Annotated in this window: 21 protein-coding genes; 15 read left to right on the top strand and 6 right to left on the bottom strand. The window is 71.7% G+C overall.

Annotation, left to right across the window (positions count from 1 at the left end):
- Positions 1 to 80: 80 nt before the first annotated feature.
- A complete protein-coding gene (locus OUY22_RS28280) occupies positions 81 to 533 on the bottom strand; it encodes an Lrp/AsnC family transcriptional regulator (protein WP_270158227.1) in 453 nt (150 codons plus the stop codon).
- A gap of 126 nt (positions 534 to 659) precedes the next feature.
- On the opposite strand from OUY22_RS28280, the gene OUY22_RS28275 reads away from it, so the two are divergent.
- The 4 genes from OUY22_RS28275 to OUY22_RS28260 are packed head-to-tail and all read left to right on the top strand — an operon-like array spanning position 660 to position 4,087.
- Positions 660 to 1,556: a phenylalanine 4-monooxygenase gene (locus OUY22_RS28275; RefSeq protein WP_270158226.1), complete on the top strand. Its 897-nt coding sequence runs from the start codon at positions 660 to 662 to the stop codon at positions 1,554 to 1,556.
- A 32-nt stretch (positions 1,557 to 1,588) separates the two neighbouring features.
- Entirely contained in the window at positions 1,589 to 2,773 is a 1,185-nt protein-coding gene (locus OUY22_RS28270; RefSeq protein WP_270158225.1) for a serine hydrolase, read from the top strand.
- 59 nt (positions 2,774 to 2,832) lie between these two features.
- Positions 2,833 to 3,315, top strand: coding sequence for a low molecular weight protein-tyrosine-phosphatase (locus tag OUY22_RS28265; protein WP_270158224.1), 483 nt, complete (start codon positions 2,833 to 2,835; stop codon positions 3,313 to 3,315).
- A complete protein-coding gene (locus OUY22_RS28260; RefSeq protein WP_270158223.1) occupies positions 3,302 to 4,087 on the top strand; it encodes a fructosamine kinase family protein in 786 nt (261 codons plus the stop codon). The genes OUY22_RS28265 and OUY22_RS28260 overlap by 14 nt, the downstream gene beginning before the upstream one ends.
- Here the strand turns inward: OUY22_RS28260 and hisN are convergent.
- Complete coding sequence (gene hisN, locus OUY22_RS28255) at positions 4,084 to 4,866, bottom strand: histidinol-phosphatase (protein ID WP_270158222.1); 783 nt, start codon at positions 4,864 to 4,866, stop codon at positions 4,084 to 4,086. The genes OUY22_RS28260 and hisN overlap by 4 nt on opposite strands.
- A gap of 101 nt (positions 4,867 to 4,967) precedes the next feature.
- Here hisN and OUY22_RS28250 point away from each other — a divergent pair, with 101 nt between their 5' ends.
- Entirely contained in the window at positions 4,968 to 5,411 is a 444-nt protein-coding gene (locus OUY22_RS28250) for a DUF4442 domain-containing protein (RefSeq protein WP_270158221.1), read from the top strand.
- 76 nt (positions 5,412 to 5,487) lie between these two features.
- On the opposite strand, the gene rsgA is transcribed toward OUY22_RS28250, so the two are convergent.
- Both rsgA and aroA read right to left on the bottom strand, forming a co-directional pair.
- Positions 5,488 to 6,576 carry a ribosome small subunit-dependent GTPase A gene (gene rsgA, locus OUY22_RS28245; protein ID WP_270158220.1) on the bottom strand — a complete coding sequence of 363 codons (1,089 nt, stop codon included), beginning with the start codon at positions 6,574 to 6,576 and terminating at the stop codon, positions 5,488 to 5,490.
- A 34-nt stretch (positions 6,577 to 6,610) separates the two neighbouring features.
- Positions 6,611 to 7,900, bottom strand: coding sequence for a 3-phosphoshikimate 1-carboxyvinyltransferase (aroA, locus tag OUY22_RS28240; RefSeq protein ID WP_270158219.1), 1,290 nt, complete (start codon positions 7,898 to 7,900; stop codon positions 6,611 to 6,613).
- 107 nt (positions 7,901 to 8,007) lie between these two features.
- Here aroA and OUY22_RS28235 point away from each other — a divergent pair, with 107 nt between their 5' ends.
- The gene (locus OUY22_RS28235; protein ID WP_270158218.1) at positions 8,008 to 8,739 is read left to right on the top strand and encodes an SOS response-associated peptidase; all 732 of its coding nucleotides are present in this window, start codon (positions 8,008 to 8,010) and stop codon (positions 8,737 to 8,739) included.
- A 170-nt stretch (positions 8,740 to 8,909) separates the two neighbouring features.
- Entirely contained in the window at positions 8,910 to 9,242 is a 333-nt protein-coding gene (locus OUY22_RS28230; protein WP_270158217.1) for a TraR/DksA family transcriptional regulator, read from the top strand.
- Positions 9,243 to 9,246: 4 nt separating this feature from the next.
- Here OUY22_RS28230 and OUY22_RS28225 read toward each other — a convergent pair whose 3' ends face one another.
- Positions 9,247 to 9,984: a class I SAM-dependent methyltransferase gene (locus tag OUY22_RS28225; protein WP_270158216.1), complete on the bottom strand. Its 738-nt coding sequence runs from the start codon at positions 9,982 to 9,984 to the stop codon at positions 9,247 to 9,249.
- Between the two features lie 233 nt (positions 9,985 to 10,217).
- On the opposite strand from OUY22_RS28225, the gene OUY22_RS28220 reads away from it, so the two are divergent.
- From OUY22_RS28220 to OUY22_RS28190, 7 genes are all read left to right on the top strand, one after another.
- The gene (locus OUY22_RS28220) at positions 10,218 to 10,823 is read left to right on the top strand and encodes a sigma-70 family RNA polymerase sigma factor (RefSeq protein WP_270158215.1); all 606 of its coding nucleotides are present in this window, start codon (positions 10,218 to 10,220) and stop codon (positions 10,821 to 10,823) included.
- Positions 10,820 to 11,086, top strand: coding sequence for a mycothiol system anti-sigma-R factor (rsrA, locus tag OUY22_RS28215; RefSeq protein WP_270158214.1), 267 nt, complete (start codon positions 10,820 to 10,822; stop codon positions 11,084 to 11,086). The genes OUY22_RS28220 and rsrA overlap by 4 nt, the downstream gene beginning before the upstream one ends.
- 9 nt (positions 11,087 to 11,095) lie before the next feature.
- The gene (locus OUY22_RS28210; protein ID WP_270158213.1) at positions 11,096 to 12,034 is read left to right on the top strand and encodes an NAD-dependent epimerase/dehydratase family protein; all 939 of its coding nucleotides are present in this window, start codon (positions 11,096 to 11,098) and stop codon (positions 12,032 to 12,034) included.
- Between the two features lie 225 nt (positions 12,035 to 12,259).
- Positions 12,260 to 13,615 (top strand): HD-GYP domain-containing protein, encoded by a 1,356-nt coding sequence (locus OUY22_RS28205; RefSeq protein ID WP_270158212.1) that lies wholly within the window; start codon positions 12,260 to 12,262, stop codon positions 13,613 to 13,615.
- 41 nt (positions 13,616 to 13,656) lie between these two features.
- Positions 13,657 to 14,880 carry an HD-GYP domain-containing protein gene (locus OUY22_RS28200; RefSeq protein WP_270158228.1) on the top strand — a complete coding sequence of 408 codons (1,224 nt, stop codon included), beginning with the start codon at positions 13,657 to 13,659 and terminating at the stop codon, positions 14,878 to 14,880.
- A 161-nt stretch (positions 14,881 to 15,041) separates the two neighbouring features.
- Positions 15,042 to 16,433 (top strand): acetyl-CoA carboxylase biotin carboxylase subunit, encoded by a 1,392-nt coding sequence (locus tag OUY22_RS28195; protein WP_270158211.1) that lies wholly within the window; start codon positions 15,042 to 15,044, stop codon positions 16,431 to 16,433.
- 33 nt (positions 16,434 to 16,466) lie between these two features.
- Positions 16,467 to 16,679, top strand: coding sequence for a biotin/lipoyl-binding carrier protein (locus OUY22_RS28190; protein ID WP_270158210.1), 213 nt, complete (start codon positions 16,467 to 16,469; stop codon positions 16,677 to 16,679).
- Here the strand turns inward: OUY22_RS28190 and OUY22_RS28185 are convergent.
- Positions 16,669 to 17,049, bottom strand: a complete 381-nt coding sequence (locus OUY22_RS28185; protein WP_270158209.1) for a thioesterase family protein — start codon at positions 17,047 to 17,049, stop codon at positions 16,669 to 16,671. The genes OUY22_RS28190 and OUY22_RS28185 overlap by 11 nt on opposite strands.
- Before the next feature lie 245 nt (positions 17,050 to 17,294).
- On the opposite strand from OUY22_RS28185, the gene OUY22_RS28180 reads away from it, so the two are divergent.
- The coding region (locus OUY22_RS28180; RefSeq protein WP_270158208.1) for a serine/threonine-protein kinase at positions 17,295 to 18,180 on the top strand (886 nt) is incomplete at its 3' end.

Genomic DNA, 18,180 nt, shown 5'->3' with positions numbered 1-18,180 from the left:
GAGTTGGGGAGGCCCTGGGCTTGATGCTCGGGGCCTTTCCGCGTTTCTGGAGAGTTTTCGGAGCATTCCGGGGCGCGTTTTCAGGGGTGGAGAAGGAGCGGTTCGATCCGGAAGGGGATCTGGGTCGACAGGGTGATCGTGGTGTCGGTGCGCTGCACCGCCGGGGACGTCAGGATGTCGGCGATGATCTCCTGAAGGTGGTCGGTGCTCTTCGCGACCACCCGGCAGAGCAGATCGTGCTGGCCGCTGGTGCCGTGCACCTCGAGGATCTGCGGCACCGCTCTCAGCGTCTCCACCGCCTCCGCCAGGCGCCCTTGGGCGATCTGGAGCCAGACGAAGGCCAGGATCGGATGCCCGGCGCGCGCGGGATCGACCGTGGGGCCGAAGTCGGCGATCACCTTCTTGGCGATGAGCTTGTCGAGGCGGGCCTGGACGGTGCCGCGGGCGACGCCGAGTCGGCGGGCCAACTCGGTGAGGCCGATGCGGGGGTGGGCGCGCATGGTCACCAGCAGCCGAGCGTCGAGATCGTCCACGAGGGCTCCTCAAAGGCTGAGCGATTCGACCAGGAATATCGCTATTAATCATACGAAATTGAGCGGATCGCGCAGCGAAACTGGTGGCTCTTGCCAGATCGGCCGGGACTTGCTGTCATCTGGTGCATGTTCGAGGAAGCACAGTACTTCGCCCCGGTCGCGACCCAGGAGGACGGGTCGGTGGTGGTCGAGCTGGCCGCGTCGCACCCCGGGTTCGCGGATTCCGTGTATCGGGCGCGGCGCAACGCGATCGCCGCCCTGGCCGTCGGCTACCGGCGAGGCACGCCGATCCCGGTGGCTGAGTACACCGAGCAGGAGCACGAGGTCTGGGCCCTGGTCAGCCGTGAGCTGGCGATCAAGCATCGCAAGTACGCCACCGCCGAGTATCTCGACGCCACAGCCAGGCTCGGGCTCCCCGAGACCAGGATCCCGCAACTGCAGGAGGTCAGTGAGCTGCTGGAGCCGCTCACCGGCTTTCGCTACCTGCCCGCCGCGGGGCTGGTGCCGCTCCGGGAGTTCTACGGTGTGCTGGCGGAGGGGTACTTCCACTCCACGCAGTACATCCGGCACCATTCCGTGCCGTTCTACACGCCGGAGCCGGACGTCGTGCACGAGGTCATCGGTCACGCCAACGCGCTCGCCAGCGACCGGTACGCGGCGCTCTACCGGCTGGCCGGCGAGGCGGCGCGGCGGGTGGAGGGCGAGGAGGCGCTGGAGTTCGTCTCGAAGGTGTTCTGGTTCACGCTGGAGTTCGGCGTGATGCGCGAGGCCGGGGAGCTCAGGGCCTACGGGGCGGGGATCCTCTCCTCGTACGGGGAGATCGAGGAGTTCCGGGGCATGGACATCCGGCCGCTGGACGTGGCCGCCATGGGAACGACCCACTACGACATCACGAAATATCAGGACGTGTTGTTCGCGGCCGAGTCGCTGGCCCATCTGGAGGACGTCGTCGGCGGGTTCTGGGCCACGTGCGATGACGACTCGATCGCCGGGCTGCTGGCTGGGGAGCGCCACCGCGTCTAGCGGCGTCGTGCGGTCTTCGTGATAATGCATGGATGATCGCGGGGTTACGTGGCGTTCTGCCACGGCTGATCGCGGGGCCGCGCGGCGGGTTACCTCGGCTGATCACGGCGCTGGTGGTCCTGTGGAGCCTGCTGGCCGCGCCGGCGTTCGCCACGGCCTCCGGTCCCGCCCGCGCCCGGGCTCCGGATCGGGGCTCGCCCGAAGCGCTCGGGCCACCGGTCATCCCGGACCTGTTCGGGGAGCCGGGAGACCTCGATGAGCTCGGCTTGCCGGGCGTCGGCCATGAGGAAGACCGCCCCGAAGGACCCGGCCCGTCGGACCTGTCCGGCGAAGATCGTTCCGGAGAGACCGGCCCGTCGGGCCGTCCCGGCGAAGGCCGTTCCGGAGTGACCGGGACGGCGGGGCGGCCCGATCGGGCGGAGGAGACCGGCGGGAGGGATGAGGAGGGCGACGCCGGGACCGTCGAGCAGGTGCGCCGGATCGACGCCTCGAAGATCACCCGGCGTCTCGACCGCTACCTCGCCACCCGGCCCGGCCCGGTCACGGCCCTGGTCAAGGATCTCACCACCGGCCGCGTCTACGGCTATCAGCCTCGCCGTACGATGATCACTGCGAGCACGGCCAAGGTTCAGATCCTGATGGCGCTGCTCCTGCGTACCCCTTGGCAGAAGCTGTCCGCGTCGGTCAGGCGAGACGCGCGGATCATGATCCGCTACAGCGACAACCACGCCGCCGACCGGCTCTGGCCGCGCATCGGCGCGGCCTCCGGATTCACCGCGGCGGGCAGGAAGCTCGGCCTGCGGCATACCGAGGGCGTCCCCGGCACCTGCGTCGACCTGTACTGCTGGGGGATCACCCGGACCTCGGCCGAGGACCAGGTCCGGCTGGTCCAGGCGCTGGTGTCGGAGCGGAGTCCCCTGCGCGCCGCCGATCGCGGGCGGGTGCTCCGGCTCATGGGCGAGGTCGTCGACGGGCAGAACTGGGGGATCAGCGCCGCGCGGTGCCGGGGCGATCAGGTGGCGCTGAAGAACGGCTGGCTGAAGCGGGTGTCCACGGAACGCTGGGCCGTCGTGAGCGCCGGCCTGATCCGGGGCGGCGGTCACGACTACGCGATCGCCGTGCTGACCGAGGGCGGCCCGGAGGTCGGGTACGGCATCGCGACCGTCGAAGGCGTCGCGGAGCGGATCATGAAGTCCTTCCGGCGCTGCCCGGCATGATGAAGGTCCGGTGCGCCCCGGGGTGACGTGTGGTCGGGGGGAGGGGTCACGATAGAGACATGACATCTCCGACCTACCGCGTGTGCGTGGTCTGCATGGGCAACATCTGCCGCTCCCCGATGGCCGAGGCCGTGCTCCGTTCGGTGCTGGCCGCTCACGGGCTGGGCGAGCGGGTGATCGTGGAGAGCGCCGGCACCGGTGGCTGGCATGCCGGCGGCCCGATGGACCAGCGGGCGATGCGGGTGCTCGCCGCTCACGGGTACGACGGATCCCGGCATGTCGCCCGGCAGTTCACCCGCGACTGGTTCGACCGTTACGACCTGGTGCTGGCCATGGACCGCGACAACGCGGCGTTCCTCAGCCGGATGGCGCCTCCTGGCGTGGAGGTGCGGCTGTTCCGCTCCTTCGACCCTGAGGCTCCCTCCGGCGCCGAGGTGCCCGATCCGTACTACGGCGGCGACGAGGGGTTCGTGGAGGTGCTCTCCCTGGTCGAGAGCGCCTCTCAGGGCATTGCCAAGCACATCGCCGATGAGATCGACTGAGGAGCTGGGCCGGTCGCACGGCTGGCGGCTGCAGCGGGGCGTGCTGGACGACGGGCGGGTGGTGTTCGTCAAGGCGGGCGCCGCCTCCCGGGTGTTCGCCTCCGAGGCGGCCGGGCTGCGCTGGCTGGGCGAGGTCGTCGCCGTGCCCGAGGTGATCGAGGCCGGGCCCGACCGGCTGGTCCTGTCGTGGGTGGAGGAGGAACGGCCGTCCGCCGCCGCGGCCGAGCGGTTCGGCCGTGACCTGGCGCGGATGCACCTCGCCGGGGCCGACGCCTTCGGCGCGCCGTGGCCGGGATTCATCGCCGAACTGCCGATGGACAACACGCCGGCCGGCGACTGGCCGGCCTTCTACGCGGAGCGGCGGGTGCTGCCGTTCGCCCGCATGGCGCGGCTGCCGTCCGGTGACCTGGCGCTCATCGACCGGGCGGTGGAGCGGTTCGCCGAGGTCGCAGGGGAGCCGGAGCCGCCCGCCCGCATCCACGGCGACCTGTGGAGCGGCAACCTGCTGTGGTCCGGCGGCCGGGTCGTGCTGGTCGACCCCGCGGCCCACGGCGGTCACCGGGAGACCGACCTGGCCATGCTCGCGCTGTTCGGAGCTCCGTACCTGGACCGGATCCTGGGCGCCTACCAGGAGGTGGCGCCGCTCGCCGGCGGCTGGCGGGAGCGGGTGCCGCTGCACCAGCTCCATCCGCTGCTCGTGCACGTGGTGCTGTTCGGCGGCTCGTACCGCGCCGGGCTGATGGACGCCGTGGGCGAGGTGCTCGCGATCTAGGCGTTGAGCCGCGCGATGACCTCGTCGTGCAGGAGCCCGTTCGTGCACACCAGGCTGCCGCCTTCCAGGCCGCGCGCGCCGGTCGTGTCGGTCCAGCGGCCGCCGGCCTCCTCGACGATGACGGTGAGCGCCGCCATGTCCCACGGGGACAGCTCGGGCTCGGCGGAAAGGTCCACCGAGCCCTCGGCCACCATCATGTGCGACCAGAAGTCACCGTACGCGCGCGTCCGCCAGCAGGCGCGGCCCAGGTCGAGGAAGCCGCCGAGGCGGCCCGTCTCCTCCCAGCCGCCGAAGCTGGAATAGGAGAAGGAGGCGTCCTCCAGGGAGGAGACGGACGAGACGCGCATCCGGCTCGCCTTGGTCAGGCTCTTGCCGGTCCACGCGCCGCCACCGGACACCGCCCACCAGCGGCGGCTCAGCGCCGGAGCCGACACCAGGCCGACCACGACCTTGCCGTACTCCATGAGCGCGATCAGCGTCGCCCAGACGGGCACGCCGCGCACGTAGTTCTTGGTGCCGTCGATGGGATCGATGATCCACGACCTGGCGCCCCAGCCGGTCGTGCCGAACTCCTCGCCCACCACCGCGTCGCGCGGCCTGGCGCGGCGCAGCGTGCCCCGGATCGCCTCCTCGACGGCCCGGTCGGCGTCGCTGACCGGGGTGAGGTCCGGCTTGGTCTCGACCTTGAGGTCGACCGCCTTGAATCGCCGCATCGTCAGGTCGTCCGCGGCGTCGGCCATGACGTGGGCGAGGCGGAGGTCATCGTGGTATCCCTGCACGAGGTGTCACGCTACCGTGCCGCCCGTGCCGGACATCAGTCAGTCGCGGCGGCTTTTCCGATACTGCCGCTTTCCTGGTTACTGGCTAGTAGCATGCGACCATGCCCCATGACATCGGCGATCTGCTGATCCAGTCGGTGCCCTTCGCCCGCACCCTCGGCATCACCTTCGACTCGGCGGCCGACGGGCGCGCCGTCTGCCGGCTGCCGGACCGGCCCGACCTGCACAACCATGTGGGCGGACCGCACGCGGGAGCTCTCTTCACGCTGGCCGAGTCGGCGTCCGGCGCCGCGATGCTCACGGCCTTCGGCGACCAGCTCAGCCGGGCGGTGCCCCTGGTCGCCACCTCCACGGTCCGCTACTTCAACCTGGCCAAGGGGGAGATCGTCGCGTCGGCGCGGCTGCTGGCCTCCCGCGACGAGGTGGTGGCACGGCTGGACGCGGGGGAGCGGCCGGAGTTCGACGTCGAGGTCGAGGTGCGCAACGAGGAGGGCACTCCGGTGGCCGCCCTCACCGTCTCCTGGACCCTGCGCCCGTCAGGCTGAGGCCCGGCCGAACCGGGGAACCCGCCCGGAGGGTGGCCCTGACCAGCGCGCCCGCCCGAACCGGGAGGGTGTGCGGTCAGCGCTCCGGGACGGGGCCCGCGGGCTGGTCGGGGGCGTCGTCGAGGGAGCCCTCGCGGCTGGCGAGCAGGCGGCGCAGCGACCGCAGGCGGGCCAGATCGGCGTGACCGGCCGCCACCCAGGAGTCCAGGGCGCAGCCCTCCGTCAGGTGGCTGCAGCCCTTGGGACACGTGAGCGTGCCCTCCACCAGGTCGGGGAACGCCGCCAGCACGGTCTCCACCGAGACGTGCGCCAGCCCGAAGCTGCGCACCCCCGGCGTGTCGATGATCCAGCCGCCTTCGGGCAGCTCCAGGGCGACGGCGGAGGTGGAGGTGTGGCGGCCGCGGCCGGTGACCGCGTTCACCTGGGAGACGGCCCGGTTGGCGTCCGGGACGAGCACGTTGACCAGCGTCGACTTGCCCACTCCCGAGTGTCCGACCAGCACGCTGAGACGCCCCTTGAGGTGCTCGCGCAGCTCGTCGAGCGAACCGCCCCGGTGGACCACGACGTGCGGCACCCCCAGCGGCGCGTACTGGGCCACCAGGTCGTCGGGAGGCGCCAGGTCGGACTTGGTCAGGCAGAGCAGCGGCTCGATCCCCGCGTCGAACGCCGCCACGAGGATCCGGTCGATCATCCGCGGCCTGGGCGGCGGATCGGCCAGCGCCGTCACGATGACGAGCTGATCGGCGTTGGCCACCACGGGCCGCTCGATGCCGTCGGTGTCCTCGGTGTCGTCGGCCGAGCGCCGCAGCATGGACGTGCGCGGCTCCACCCGCACCACCCTGGCCAGCGTGTCGGGCCTGCCGGAGACGTCTCCCACGAGCGCCACCCGGTCGCCCACCACGATGCCCTTGCGGCCCAGCTCGCGCGCCTTCATCGCCACCACCAGGCGGCGCTGCTGCTTGCGCTTGGCCTCCACCAGCGTGGTGTAGCGGCCCCGGTCGACCGCCACCACGAAGCCCTGCTCCGCGTCCTCGTGGGCAGGGCGGATGCGGGTCCGCGGCCTGGAGCCCTTGCCCGGCCTGACCCGCACGTCGTCCTCGTCGTACTCCCGCCTTCTCAGCGATCCGCTCCCATGACCTCGCCGCCTCGTCCGGAAGGCCCGCATACCCCGTGATGGCGGAGGAACTCGCGCACGGCGGTCACCGGCCGCCCAGCATGGCGGACCACATCCGCGCGAACTCCGGAAGGGTCTTACCCGTCGTCGCGATGTTCTCCACCTCGACGCCGGGAACCGCCAGGCCGATCACCGCGCCGGCCGTGGCCATGCGGTGGTCGTCGTAGCTGTGGAACAGGCCGCCGTGGAGCGGGCGGGGGCGGATGACCAGGCCGTCATCGGTCTCCTCGGCGTCGCCGCCGAGCCGGTTGATCTCGTTGACCAGCGCGGCGAGCCGGTTGGTCTCGTGGCCGCGCAGGTGGGCGACGCCGCGCAGGCGGCTCGGCGTGCCGGCGAGCGCGGCCAGCGCGGCGACGGTCGGGGTCAGCTCGCCCACCTCGCGCAGGTCGGCGTCGATCCCGGCGAGCTCGCCCGTGCCGGTCACGACGAGGTCGGCGGCCTCGGCGGAGCGGGACTCCAGGCGGACGCCGGCGCCCATCCGGGCGAGCAGGTCGCGCAGCGCGTCGCCCGCCTGGGTGGTCTCCAGCGGCCAGCCGGGGACCGTCACCGTGCCGCCGGTGACGAGGGCGGCGGCCAGGAACGGAGCCGCGTTGGACAGGTCGGGCTCCACCACCCACTCGCGGGCCGCGATCGGCCCCGGCTCGACGCGCCACACGTCGGGCTCGCCGTCGTCCACCCGGACTCCGGCCGTGCGGAGCATGTGGATCGTCATCCGGATGTGCGGCTGCGAGGGCACCGGCGGCCCGGCGTGGCGGACCACCACCCCCTTCTCGAACCGCGCGGCCGCCAGCAGCAGCCCGGAGACGAACTGCGACGAGGCCGAGGCGTCGAGCGTGACCTCGCCCCCGGTGAGCGGCCCGTGGACGGTGAACGGCAGCGCGTCGCCGTCGACCCGCGCGCCCAGCGCCCGCAGCGCGCCGAGGATCGGGCCCATCGGCCGCTTGCGCGCGTGCGGGTCGCCGTCGAAGGTCACCGGCCCGTCGGCGAGCGCGGCCACGGGCGGGACGAACCGCATGACGGTGCCGGCCAGCCCGGCGTCGACGCGCGCGCCGGCGCGGACGGGCCCCGGGGTGACCGTGTAGTCGACGCCGGATGCGGTCTCGGCCGAGGTCGTGAGCGTGGCGCCGAGGGCGCGCAGCGCGCCGGCCATCAGGTCGGCGTCACGGCTGCGCAGCGCGCGCCGGACGACCCCGGGGCCGTCGGCGAGCGCGGCGAGCACCAGCGCCCGGTTGGTCACCGACTTCGAGCCGGGCAGCGAGACGGACGCCGTGACGGGGGCGTCGGCGTGCGGGGCGGGCCAGTGGACGTCGGGCATGGTCAAAGCCTACTGGCCCGGCACGCCGCTCCAGGAACGCGAGGAATCCGCGGCACGCGTACGACTCGTACATGCGAGCGAAAGACGAACGTGGCAGTGTGGGAGTCATGTGCGGGAGATACGCGTCGGCGCGCGACAAGCACCAGCTCCTGGAGGAGTTCCAGGTGGAGCAGGACGCCGACCCTGAGAAGGAGCTCGGCGCCGACTACAACGTGGCGCCGACCAAGAACGTCTACGCCGTCCTGAGCCGGGTGCCGAAGGACGCCGAGCGGGCGGTGCGGCAGCTGCGCGTGGTCAAGTGGGGGCTGGTGCCCGCGTGGGCCAAGGACCCGTCGGTCGGGTCCAGGATGATCAACGCGAGGGCCGAGACGCTGGCGGAGAAGCCGTCCTACCGGCAGGCGTTCGCCAAGCGGCGCTGCCTGCTGCCGGCCGACGGCTACTTCGAGTGGATGCCGGTCGAGGGCGACAAGAAGAAGAAACAGCCCTACTTCATCCACCCGTCCGACGGCGGGGTGCTGGCGATGGCGGGGCTCTACGAGTTCTGGAAGGACCCGAACCGCGCCGACGACGACCCGCTGAAGTGGCTCGTCACCTGCACGGTGATCACCACGAACGCCGAGGACGAGCTGGGCCGCATCCACGACCGCATGCCGATGATGATCGAACGGGAGCGCTGGGGCGAATGGCTCGACCCCCAGGTCACCGACACCGCGCAGGCCCAGCGGCTGCTGGTGCCGGCCCAGCCGGGCAGGCTCACGGCCCATCCCGTGAGCACCGACGTCAACAACGTCAGGAACAACGGCCCCGGCCTCATCGAACCCCTCCCTGAGGACGGGTAAAGCGCTCCGCACTGAAGGTGTAAGGAGTGCACGAAGCGGGCATCCGGTGAGGAAAGCATGGCATCCGTTCACGGGGTGTCACCGCTTACCCCATGCCCCTTATCGCACCGCGCGGGATTGTCGGGGACTCCCACCGCGGGCTGCCCCCACTTTCCCGGAGGTGCGGAGCCGTGGACGTCACGACCGCTCGTGAGCGACTGGAAGACATGCTCGCCGAACTCGACCGATCGATCGGGGTTCTCCAGGGCGACCCGGTGGCGATCCGGGAGCACTCCGCCGCCGACGCGGGCTCCGACCTGACCGACGCCGATCGGACCAGGGCGATGCTCACCGTCGCCACGACGCAGCGCAGAGCGGTGATCGACGCCATCAAGAGGCTGGACGAAGGCAGCTACGGGCAGTGCGTCGACTGCCGCGGGCAGGTGCCGGAAGGCCGGTTGGAGGCCCGTCCGGAGGCGGCCCGGTGCGTGCAGTGCCAGGGCAAGCGCGAGCGCAGGCGCTGACCGCTCAGCTCTTGCGGGCGCTGGCCACCAGGTGGATGCCGACCGTGTCGTCCTCGTCCGGCCGCGCGTCGAGTTCGGTGCGTACGAGGTAGGACAGGGTGCGGGTGTCGGAGCCGAGCACGTGGTCGACGGTCGAGGGCGACAGCACCGTGCGCGGCCGCACCCACTCGACCTCCAGGCCGGCGCCCGTCAGCAGCTCGCGCAGCTGCGTGCTGCTGAAGCAGCGGGTGATACTGCCGTCGGGCCACGGCACCAGCATGACCTCCCCGGTCTGCCGCAGGTGCTGCCACTGGCCCTGCTCAGCCAGGATCGCCATGCCCAGCACCAGCGAGTCGACGCACACCAGGGCCCGGCCGCCCGGCTTGAGCACGCGCGCCACGTCGCTCATCGCCGACTCCGCCATGAGCTCGATCGACATCGCGCGCTCCTCGGCCACCACCGCGTCGACGCTCTCGTCGGGCAGGAAGGACAGGTCGTCGGCGCGCACGTGGCGGACCAGCCCCGCGTCGCGCAGCCGGCCCCCCTCGGCGGTGCGGCGGAAGTCGAGGACCTCGATCACCCGGTGCCCCGCTCGCGCCGCCTGGCTGGACCAGCGGCCGCGCCCGCCGGACAGGTCGAGGACGACGGACGGGTCGGCGGGGAGCCATCTGCTGAGCTGCTCGGCGACGACGGCGTGGTAAAAGGTCCAGTACGGCCCCAGCGTTCCTGAGCCGTTCAGTTCCTCGGCCGGAATGGGCAGCACACGCGACTCCTGAGTTCCGGGAAATGGCTACCAGCCGGTACGAATGGTTTTCCCCGCACCGGGTTGTTCGTCACCTTCTATCTTGCGGGAACAGACGGGGGCACGGGCGTGTTGCGACGAGCATGCTCACATTGCTCGACGCCGTCCCCGGCGACCGGCCGGTCACCGGCGAACGGGTATCCTCCCCTGAGTACGGTGTTCCGTCACGGGCGGTCACTGGTGATCTTAGGGGGGTGGGTCCGGTGCCCGCGACAGGCGCGGAGACTCTGGAGCAGCGGGGCGAGCGGTTCGAGCGCGACGTCATGCCCTACCTCGAGCAGCTCTACTCGGCCGCGCTCCGGATGACCAGAAACCCCGCCGACGCCGAAGACCTGTTGCAGGAGACCTTCGCCAAGGCGTTCGCCTCCTTCCACCAGTTCCAGGAAGGCACCAACCTCAAGGCCTGGCTCTACCGGATCCTCACCAACACGTTCATCAACAGTTACCGCAAGAAGCAGCGCGAGCCCAAGCAGGCCGGCACCGAGGAGATCGAGGACTGGCAGCTCGCGCGGGCGGGCTCCCACACCTCGAGCGGGCTGAAGTCCGCCGAGGTCGAAGCGCTCGAGCACCTCCCCGACGGCGACGTCAAGGACGCCCTGGCGGCCCTGCCCGAGGAGTTCAGGATCGCGGTCTACCTCGCCGACGTCGAGGGCTTCCCGTACAAGGAGATCGCCGACATCATGGGCACTCCGATCGGCACGGTGATGTCCAGGCTCCACCGCGGGCGCAGGCAGTTGCGCGGTCATTTGGAGGACTACGCTCGTGAGAGGGGCCTGGTCCCGACGGAGGGATCGAAATGAGCTGTGGCAAGCCGCATGAGACCGACTGTCGTGACGTCCTCGACCGGGTCTACGAGTATCTCGACGGCGAGCTGACCGCCGGAGACGTCGCCGAGATCCGCGTGCATCTCGACGAGTGCGGCCCCTGCCTCGAAGAGTACGACCTGGACAAGGCGATCAAGCAGCTGGTGGCCAGGAAGTGCGGTTGCGACCCCATCCCCGGCGACCTGCGCGACAAGGTGCTGGCGCGTATCGCGCGAGTCAGGGCCGAGCTGTCCGACTAGGATCACCTCATGCGCGTGCTCGTCACCGGAGGTGCCGGATTCATCGGGTCCAATCTCGTCGACCGCCTGCTCGCCGAGGGGCATGAGGTAGCGGTCGTCGACGACCTGTCGTCGGGTGACCGCGACAACCTCGCCCACGCCACCGGGACCGGCCGGCTGCGGCTGCACGAGGTCGACATCCGCGACCCCGCGCTCGTCGCGCTCGCGGCCGAGCTCCGGCCGGAGGTCGTCTGCCATCTCGCCGCGCAGATCAGCGTGCGCAGGAGCGTCGCCGACCCGGTGGCGGACGCCAGCCTCAACGTGACCGGCACCGCGGCCGTGCTCGCCGCCGCCCGCGAGGGCGGCGCGCGCAAGGTGGTGTTCGCCTCCTCCGTCGCCGTCTACGGCAGGCCCCAGACGATCCCGGTGCCCGGCGACGCCCCCACCGACCCGCGCTCGCCCTACGCGGCCTCCAAGCTCAGCGGCGAGATCTACCTGTCCGCCTTCCGTGGCCTGCACGGGATGGAATACACCACGCTCGTGCTGGCCAACGTCTACGGGCCGCGCCAGTCGCCCGACGGCGAGGCCGGCGTGGTGTCGATCTTCACCGACGCGCTGCTCACCGGCGCGCCCACGGTCGTCTACGGCGACGGCACGCAGACCCGCGACTACGTCCACGTCGACGACGTCGTTGAGGGCTTCGTCCGGGCGTGCGGCTCCGACGGCGACGGCCGCCGGTTCAACCTCGGCACCGGCATCCAGACCACCGACCGCAGACTCCACACGCTGATCGCCGACGCGGTCGGCGTGCCCGACAAGCCGGGCTTCGCCCCGCCGCGCCCCGGCGACCTGCCGGCCATGGCCGTCGACCCGGTGCCCGCCTACCAGGGCCTCGGCTGGGAGCCGCGGATCGACCTGCCCGCGGGGATCAAGCTCACGGTCGAGTGGGCCCGGAGTCGCCACAGGTAGTTGTTCGATTACGCTTTGCTTGCGATTCGCGACTCGGCCGGTCTGCGGGCCGCGACTTCTGTAGCGTGAGCCTCAGAAGTCGACGAGGAGGCGAGCGCATGCTGAAGCCACTGATCGCCCGGCTGTTCACGGCCGTCGTGCTCATCACTCCTGTGATCATTTTCTTGGCGGGTGGCGCGGCGCCCCCCGGTGTCTCCTGGATCTGATCGCGCGAGGGGGGCCGCAATGCGTGACCTGCCGTGGCCCGCGAGGGTCTACCTGATCGCCCTGATCGGCGCGGTGACCGGGCTCATCGGATGGGGCGCCGTCGCGCCCGGGGGACCGGACCTGGCCGGCAACTACGACGTCCTGCTCGTCCTCATGCTCCTGTTCCTGGTGTGCGAGTCGATGCCGACCCTGCTCACCGTGGAGCACTTCGCCGTGTCGGTCAGCTTCTCGGCGGCGCTGGCCGCCGTGGTCCTGATCGGGCCCGAGGGCGCGGCGCTCGTGGGGCTGACGGCCATGCTCAGCGTGCGCCCGGGGCTGCCGCTCGTCAAGCGCGTCTTCAACGGCGCGCAGTTCGCCATCTGCGGCTACGCCGCCGGGGTCGTCTACGTCTGGCTCGGCGGGGCGATCGGCGTGCCGGAGGTCCACGCGTTCGACGACCTCATCGCCCCGTACGTCGGCGCGACCGCGGTGTTCGTGCCGCTCAACATCCTGCTCACGCTCGCCATGGTCCGGCTGGCGACCCGCGTCAGGCCGGCCGGCATGCCGCTGGGCGGATTGACCCAGTTCCTGCTGTCCTACTTCGGCTACGGCACGTTCGGGCTCCTGGTGGCCGGGCTGTGGGCGACCATCCAGTCGATCTCGGCGGTGCTGGTGCTGGTGCCGCTCTTCGTGGCCCGCTGGGCGTTCGGTCAGTACCACGCGCAGCAGCGCTCGTACGACGCCACGATCGCGGCCCTGTGCCAGGCGGTGGAGACCAAGGACTACTACACCAGGGGCCATTGCACCCGGGTGTCGCTCGCGTCCGGCATGATCGCCGAGGAGATCGGCATGGGCACCGAACGGATGCGCGCCATCCGCTACGCCGGCATGCTCCACGACGTCGGCAAGCTGGGCGTGCCCACCAAGGTGCTGCAGAAGGACGGGCCGCTCACCGAGGAGGAGTTCGCCGCGATCCAGCTCCACCCGATGCGCGGGCTGGAGATCGTGCAGGGCATCGACTTCCTCGACGAGGCGTTCGCCGGGATCATGCACCACCACGAGCGCCACGACGGCAAGGGCTACCCGATGGGGCTGGCCGGGGACGAGATCCCGGAGTTCGCCCGCGTCATCGCCGTGGCCGACGCCTTCGACTCGATGACCTCCGACCGCTCCTACCGCGGCGCCCGGCCCGTCAGCGTGGCCGTGGAGGAGCTGCGCAAGGGGGCGGGCAGCCAGTTCGACCCGGTCATGGTGGCCGCGTTCGTGCGGGCGCTGGAGCGCGAGCCGTGGCAGCCGCCGCGGCGCCTCGACCCGCCGCCGCCCGACGCCGCCGAGACCCTCACGAAGGACCACGACGACCCGACCATGCCCATCCAGGTGGTGACCGGGCAGTGAGCCGGGGACTCCGGGGACTGCCGCGGCTCCGCACCGGCCAGATGCTGCTCGTCTGCGCCGCCGGCGCCGTCGCCGTGGCCGGGATCGGCCACATCTCGTCCGCCGGGCTCGACCGGCCGGAGGTCGCCGTCGGGTTCGGCGCGCTGATCGCGGCCGGTGAGCTGGCCCGGCTCACCATGCCGGGCAACCGGGAGGTCGCCCCCATCGGGGCCGCCGCCGCGCTCGGCTACACGCTGCTGCTCGACCTCAGCCAGAACCCGCTGCGCCACTCCGCCCTCCAGGTCGTCGCCGTGATCGCGGTCGGCATGATCGCGGGCGCGCTGCCCCATCTGGCCGTCGGCCGGCCGCCCCGGCTGGACGCGATGGCCCGCCGCCTGCTCACCGGCGCGCTGCTGGCCTTCGCCTTCCGGCCGCTCGCCGACCCGCTCTACCGGCTCACCCAGGGCGAGGGCGGCACCTGGTGGCCCGCGCTCGGCGTGATGGTGGTGCTGATCGTCCTGATGCTGCTGATCGACGTGTTGATCGCCGCCATGCTCAGGGCCGAGCAGGTGCGCACGGCGTTCCGGGTGGCGGTGCGCGACGAGCTCAACGTCGCCTTCCCGCTCGGCGCCGCGGTGGCCTCCTCAGGAGTGCTGCTGGCGCTCGCCACACACAGCATGGACCTGGTGGCGCTGCTCGTCTTCGCGGCCCCGCTGCTGGTCACCCAGGTGGCCTTCCGCAAGTACGCCGGGATCCGCGCCACCTATCTGCAGACCGTGCGCGCCCTGTCGAGGGTCACCGAGGTCGGCGGCTACGTCGAGCCCGGCCACTCGCGCCGGGTGAGCCGCTTGGCCGTGGCCGTCGGCAGAGAGCTGGGCATGGCCGAGCCGGAGCTGCTGGAGCTGGAGTACGCCGCGCTGATGCACGACATCGGCCAGCTCTCGCTGCGCGACCCCATCCCCGGCGGCGCGACCGTGCTGGCCGAGCCCGACCAGGCCCGCCGCATCGCCGAGCTGGGCGCCGAGGTGATCAGGCAGACGGGCGTGCTCGACCGGGTGGCCGACCTGGTGAGCCGTCAGTGCGATCCGGTGAGCGAGGACCCGCCGCTCGCCAGCCGCATCATCAAGGTGGTCAACGCCTACGACGACCTGCTGGGCGGGTCGACCGACCGCGACAGGGCGAGCGCGGCCCTGGAACGGCTGAGGTCGGGCGCGGGCGTCGCCTACGACGCCGAAGCGGTGGAGGCGCTGGCTCGGGCGGCGGGGCGGCCGTTGCTGCGGCTGTAGGGATGCTGTAGGGGTCATGAGGCTGTAGGGGTCACGCAGTCCGGCGGGCGGCCCGCGGGTCGCCGCGCGCCCGCCATTGTAGGAATCCTACAGATCCGTCGGTGAGGATCGGTGGTTTCGGAGGAACGGGGTGTCGAGTGTGCCGGTCGTAGGGTTGCTCCGTGCTGATTGAGTCGCTGGGGCCCGTTCTGGTCGCCAACAGGGGAGAAATCGCTCGTCGGATCATTCGTACGGTCAAGCGGCTGGGGCTGCGGGCCGTCGCGGTTCACTCGGAGGCGGACGCGGGGCTGCCGTTCGTGCGCGAGGCCGACGAAGCCGTGCCGATCGGCCCTGCCGCTCCCGCGCAGAGCTATCTCGACGCCGCCAAGGTGCTGGACGCGGCCAGGGCGACCGGTGCGCGCGCGGTCCACCCCGGTTACGGGTTCCTGTCGGAGAACTCCGGCTTCGCGCGTGCCGTGATCGACGCCGGGCTGACCTGGGTGGGGCCGTCGCCCGAGGCGATCGAACGCATGGGCGACAAGATCAACGCCCGTAACCTGATGGAGGCGGCCGGGGTCCCGGTCGCGGCCGGCACCCGCGAGCCCGCCACCGACCTGGACCTGGCGCTGGCGGCGGCCCGGGACATCGGCTACCCGGTGATGGTCAAGACCGCCGGGGGCGGCGGCGGCATCGGCATGAGCGTGGCCCGTGACGAGCGGGAGCTGGCCAAGGCGTTCGAGCAGGCGTCCAGGGCCGCGGCGCGGTTCGCGGCCGCCGCGGCGGCGGGCGGCGCGGGCGACGCGCTGGCCGGGCCGGCCATCCTGCTGGAGCGCTACATCGAGCGGGCCCGCCACGTCGAGGTGCAGATCCTGGGCCTGCCCGGCGGCAAGGTGGTGGCGCTGGGGGAGCGCGACTGCTCGGTGCAGCGCCGCCACCAGAAGGTGGTGGAGGAGTCACCGTCCCCCGGTCTCACCCCCGAGCTGCGCGAGCGGATGCTGGCGGCGGCCGTGCGGGCGGGGGAGGCCGTCGGCTATCTCGGCGCCGGCACCGTCGAGTGCCTGGTCGACGCCGACGCCCAGGACTTCGTCTTCCTGGAGATGAACACCCGGCTCCAGGTGGAGCACCCCGTCACCGAGCTGGTCACCGGGCTCGACCTGGTGGAGCTGCAACTGCGGATCGCCGCAGGGGAGAGCCCCGAGGTGGCGCCGGTGACGGTCGGCCACGCGATCGAGTTCCGCGTCTACGCCGAGGACCCCCGGCGCTTCCTCCCGGGGCCCGGCGCGATCACCGTGTGGGACGAGCCGGTCGGCGACGGCGTACGGGTCGACTCCGGTTACGCGGCCGGCGATACGGTGACGCCGTTCTACGATCCGCTCATGGCCAAGCTGTGCGTCCATGCCGAGACCCGTACCGAGGCGCTGGAGCGGGCCCGCAAGGCGGTGGCGAGTTTCGCCGTCGAGGGCCCGAAGAACAACCTGGAGTTCTGCGCGGAGTTGCTGGAGCACCACGAGTTCGTCAGCGGCGACTACGACACGGGTCTCGTCGCGCGGATGCGTGGCGGCGGTCCCGCATGACATTGTTGGATCATTTCGTAGAGGGGAGTCGCGGTGGCTGAAGTTCGTGCGGAGATGGTGGCGAACGTGTGGAAGGTCGTCGTCAAGGAGGGCGAGGCGGTCTCCGACGGCGACACGCTGGTCATCCTCGAGTCGATGAAGATGGAGATCCCGGTGCTCGCCGAGGAGGACGGCGTGGTGGCCCAGCTGAAGGTGGCCGAGGGCGACGTGATCCAGGAAGGCGACCTGATCGCCGTCATCGAGTGACGCGTGCCATGAACCTGTCGCGGTCGACCACGACCCGCTCGATCGTGCCGCGGGCGACGAGCGTGTCCTTGTCGCGCGCGTGGAAGCCGAAGGTCAGACGCCTGCCGTCGACCGCCGTCAGCTCGACGCCGATCTCGACGTGCGCCCCGACCGGGCTCGCCGCCAGGTGTTCGAGCTCGACGCGGGTGCCGACCGAGGTCTGGCCGGGGGCGAGGTGGGCGGCGACGGCCTGCACGGTCGCCTGCTCGGCCAGGGCCAGCAGGCGGGGGGTGGCGAGCACGGACAGGTCGCCACTGCCGATCTTGGCCGCGGTGTCGCTCCGCTCGACCATGGTGAGCAGCTGGGAGCGGAGACCCGGAGCGAGCGTCATGTGGTCCAGCCTAGTGGTGGGGTGCGGGCATCGTGATCTGGCCGAAAACGGGGACAAGCGCGGCCCCGAGGCCGCAGGATAGGGTTTGTACGGCTTGTGGCATTTGTGTCGCGTGTGAGAAAGGTGAGTCGTACACTCTCGGAGTTCCGTGACCTCCGCGTTACCTCACCGCGACACAAGTTCGCTTTGTTGGAGAACCCTGGGGTGGGCGCGGTTCGAGAGGCAGAGGGGTAGCGGGGGAAGTCATGGTGGCCCAAGGGACGACGCTGGCTGGGCGGTATCGTCTGGATACCCGCATCGGCGCCGGCGGCATGGGCGAGGTCTGGCGCGGCGAGGACACCGTCCTGGCCCGGACCGTCGCCGTCAAGGTGCTGCTCCCGGGCCGCATGCAGGACCCGGGGTTCCTGGCCCGGTTCCAGGCCGAGGCGCGGGCGATGGCGACGATCAACCACGCGGGGGTCGTCGACGTCTACGACTACGGCGTCAGCGGCGACACCGTCTACCTGGTGATGAAGTTCGTCGACGGCGAGCCGCTCGACCGGCTGCTCACCCGCCTGGGCCGGATCGCCCCCCAGCCGGCCATGGAGCTGATCGCGCAGGCCGCGTCGGCTCTGCAGGCCGTGCACGACCGGGGCATCGTCCACCGTGACGTCAAGCCGGGCAACCTGCTCGTGCAGCGCGACGGCACGCTCGTGCTCACCGACTTCGGCATCGCCCGCTCCGACCTGGGCAACCGGCTCACCGACGCCGGCATGGTCCTCGGCACCGCCGCCTACTGCGCGCCCGAGCAGGCCGAGGGCGCGCCCGTCACCCCCGCCGTCGACATCTACGCGCTCGGCGTGGTCGCCTACGAGTGCCTGGCGGGGCAGCGGCCGTTCGACGGCGACAGTCCCGTCACGATCGCGCTCAAGCACATCAGGGAGGCGCCCCCGCCGCTGCCTCCCGACATCCCGCCGCCGGTGCGCGCGCTGGTGGAGCAGGCGCTGTCCAAGGACCCCGCGCGGCGTTTCCCGAACGCCAGGGCGATGAGCGACGCCGCACGCAGGATCGCGGCAGGCCAGCCGCCGCATCCGCATCCGCAGCCGGTCATGCCGACCACGGGCGCGTCCATGCCGCCGCCCGTGGCGGCCT

This window comes from Nonomuraea corallina, assembly GCF_027620315.1.
GTDB classification, from domain to species: Bacteria; Actinomycetota; Actinomycetes; order Streptosporangiales; family Streptosporangiaceae; genus Nonomuraea; species Nonomuraea corallina.
This window is presented reverse-complemented; position numbering and strand designations above follow the sequence as displayed.

What these genes read in the sequence shown, in the direction of transcription:
- rsrA (WP_270158214.1), top strand. Translation starts at nt 10,820, where the DNA reads ATGAGCTGTGGCAAGCCGCATGAGACCGACTGTCGTGACGTCCTCGAC.
- OUY22_RS28235 (WP_270158218.1), top strand. Translation starts at nt 8,008, where the DNA reads ATGTGCGGGAGATACGCGTCGGCGCGCGACAAGCACCAGCTCCTGGAG.
- OUY22_RS28275 (WP_270158226.1), top strand. Translation starts at nt 660, where the DNA reads ATGTTCGAGGAAGCACAGTACTTCGCCCCGGTCGCGACCCAGGAGGAC.
- OUY22_RS28270 (WP_270158225.1), top strand. Translation starts at nt 1,589, where the DNA reads ATGATCGCGGGGTTACGTGGCGTTCTGCCACGGCTGATCGCGGGGCCG.
- aroA (WP_270158219.1), bottom strand. Translation starts at nt 7,900, where the DNA reads ATGCCCGACGTCCACTGGCCCGCCCCGCACGCCGACGCCCCCGTCACG.
- OUY22_RS28205 (WP_270158212.1), top strand. Translation starts at nt 12,260, where the DNA reads ATGCGTGACCTGCCGTGGCCCGCGAGGGTCTACCTGATCGCCCTGATC.
- rsgA (WP_270158220.1), bottom strand. Translation starts at nt 6,576, where the DNA reads ATGCGGGCCTTCCGGACGAGGCGGCGAGGTCATGGGAGCGGATCGCTG.
- OUY22_RS28265 (WP_270158224.1), top strand. Translation starts at nt 2,833, where the DNA reads ATGACATCTCCGACCTACCGCGTGTGCGTGGTCTGCATGGGCAACATC.
- OUY22_RS28200 (WP_270158228.1), top strand. Translation starts at nt 13,657, where the DNA reads ATGCTGCTCGTCTGCGCCGCCGGCGCCGTCGCCGTGGCCGGGATCGGC.
- OUY22_RS28260 (WP_270158223.1), top strand. Translation starts at nt 3,302, where the DNA reads ATGAGATCGACTGAGGAGCTGGGCCGGTCGCACGGCTGGCGGCTGCAG.
- OUY22_RS28250 (WP_270158221.1), top strand. Translation starts at nt 4,968, where the DNA reads ATGCCCCATGACATCGGCGATCTGCTGATCCAGTCGGTGCCCTTCGCC.
- OUY22_RS28210 (WP_270158213.1), top strand. Translation starts at nt 11,096, where the DNA reads ATGCGCGTGCTCGTCACCGGAGGTGCCGGATTCATCGGGTCCAATCTC.
- OUY22_RS28185 (WP_270158209.1), bottom strand. Translation starts at nt 17,049, where the DNA reads ATGACGCTCGCTCCGGGTCTCCGCTCCCAGCTGCTCACCATGGTCGAG.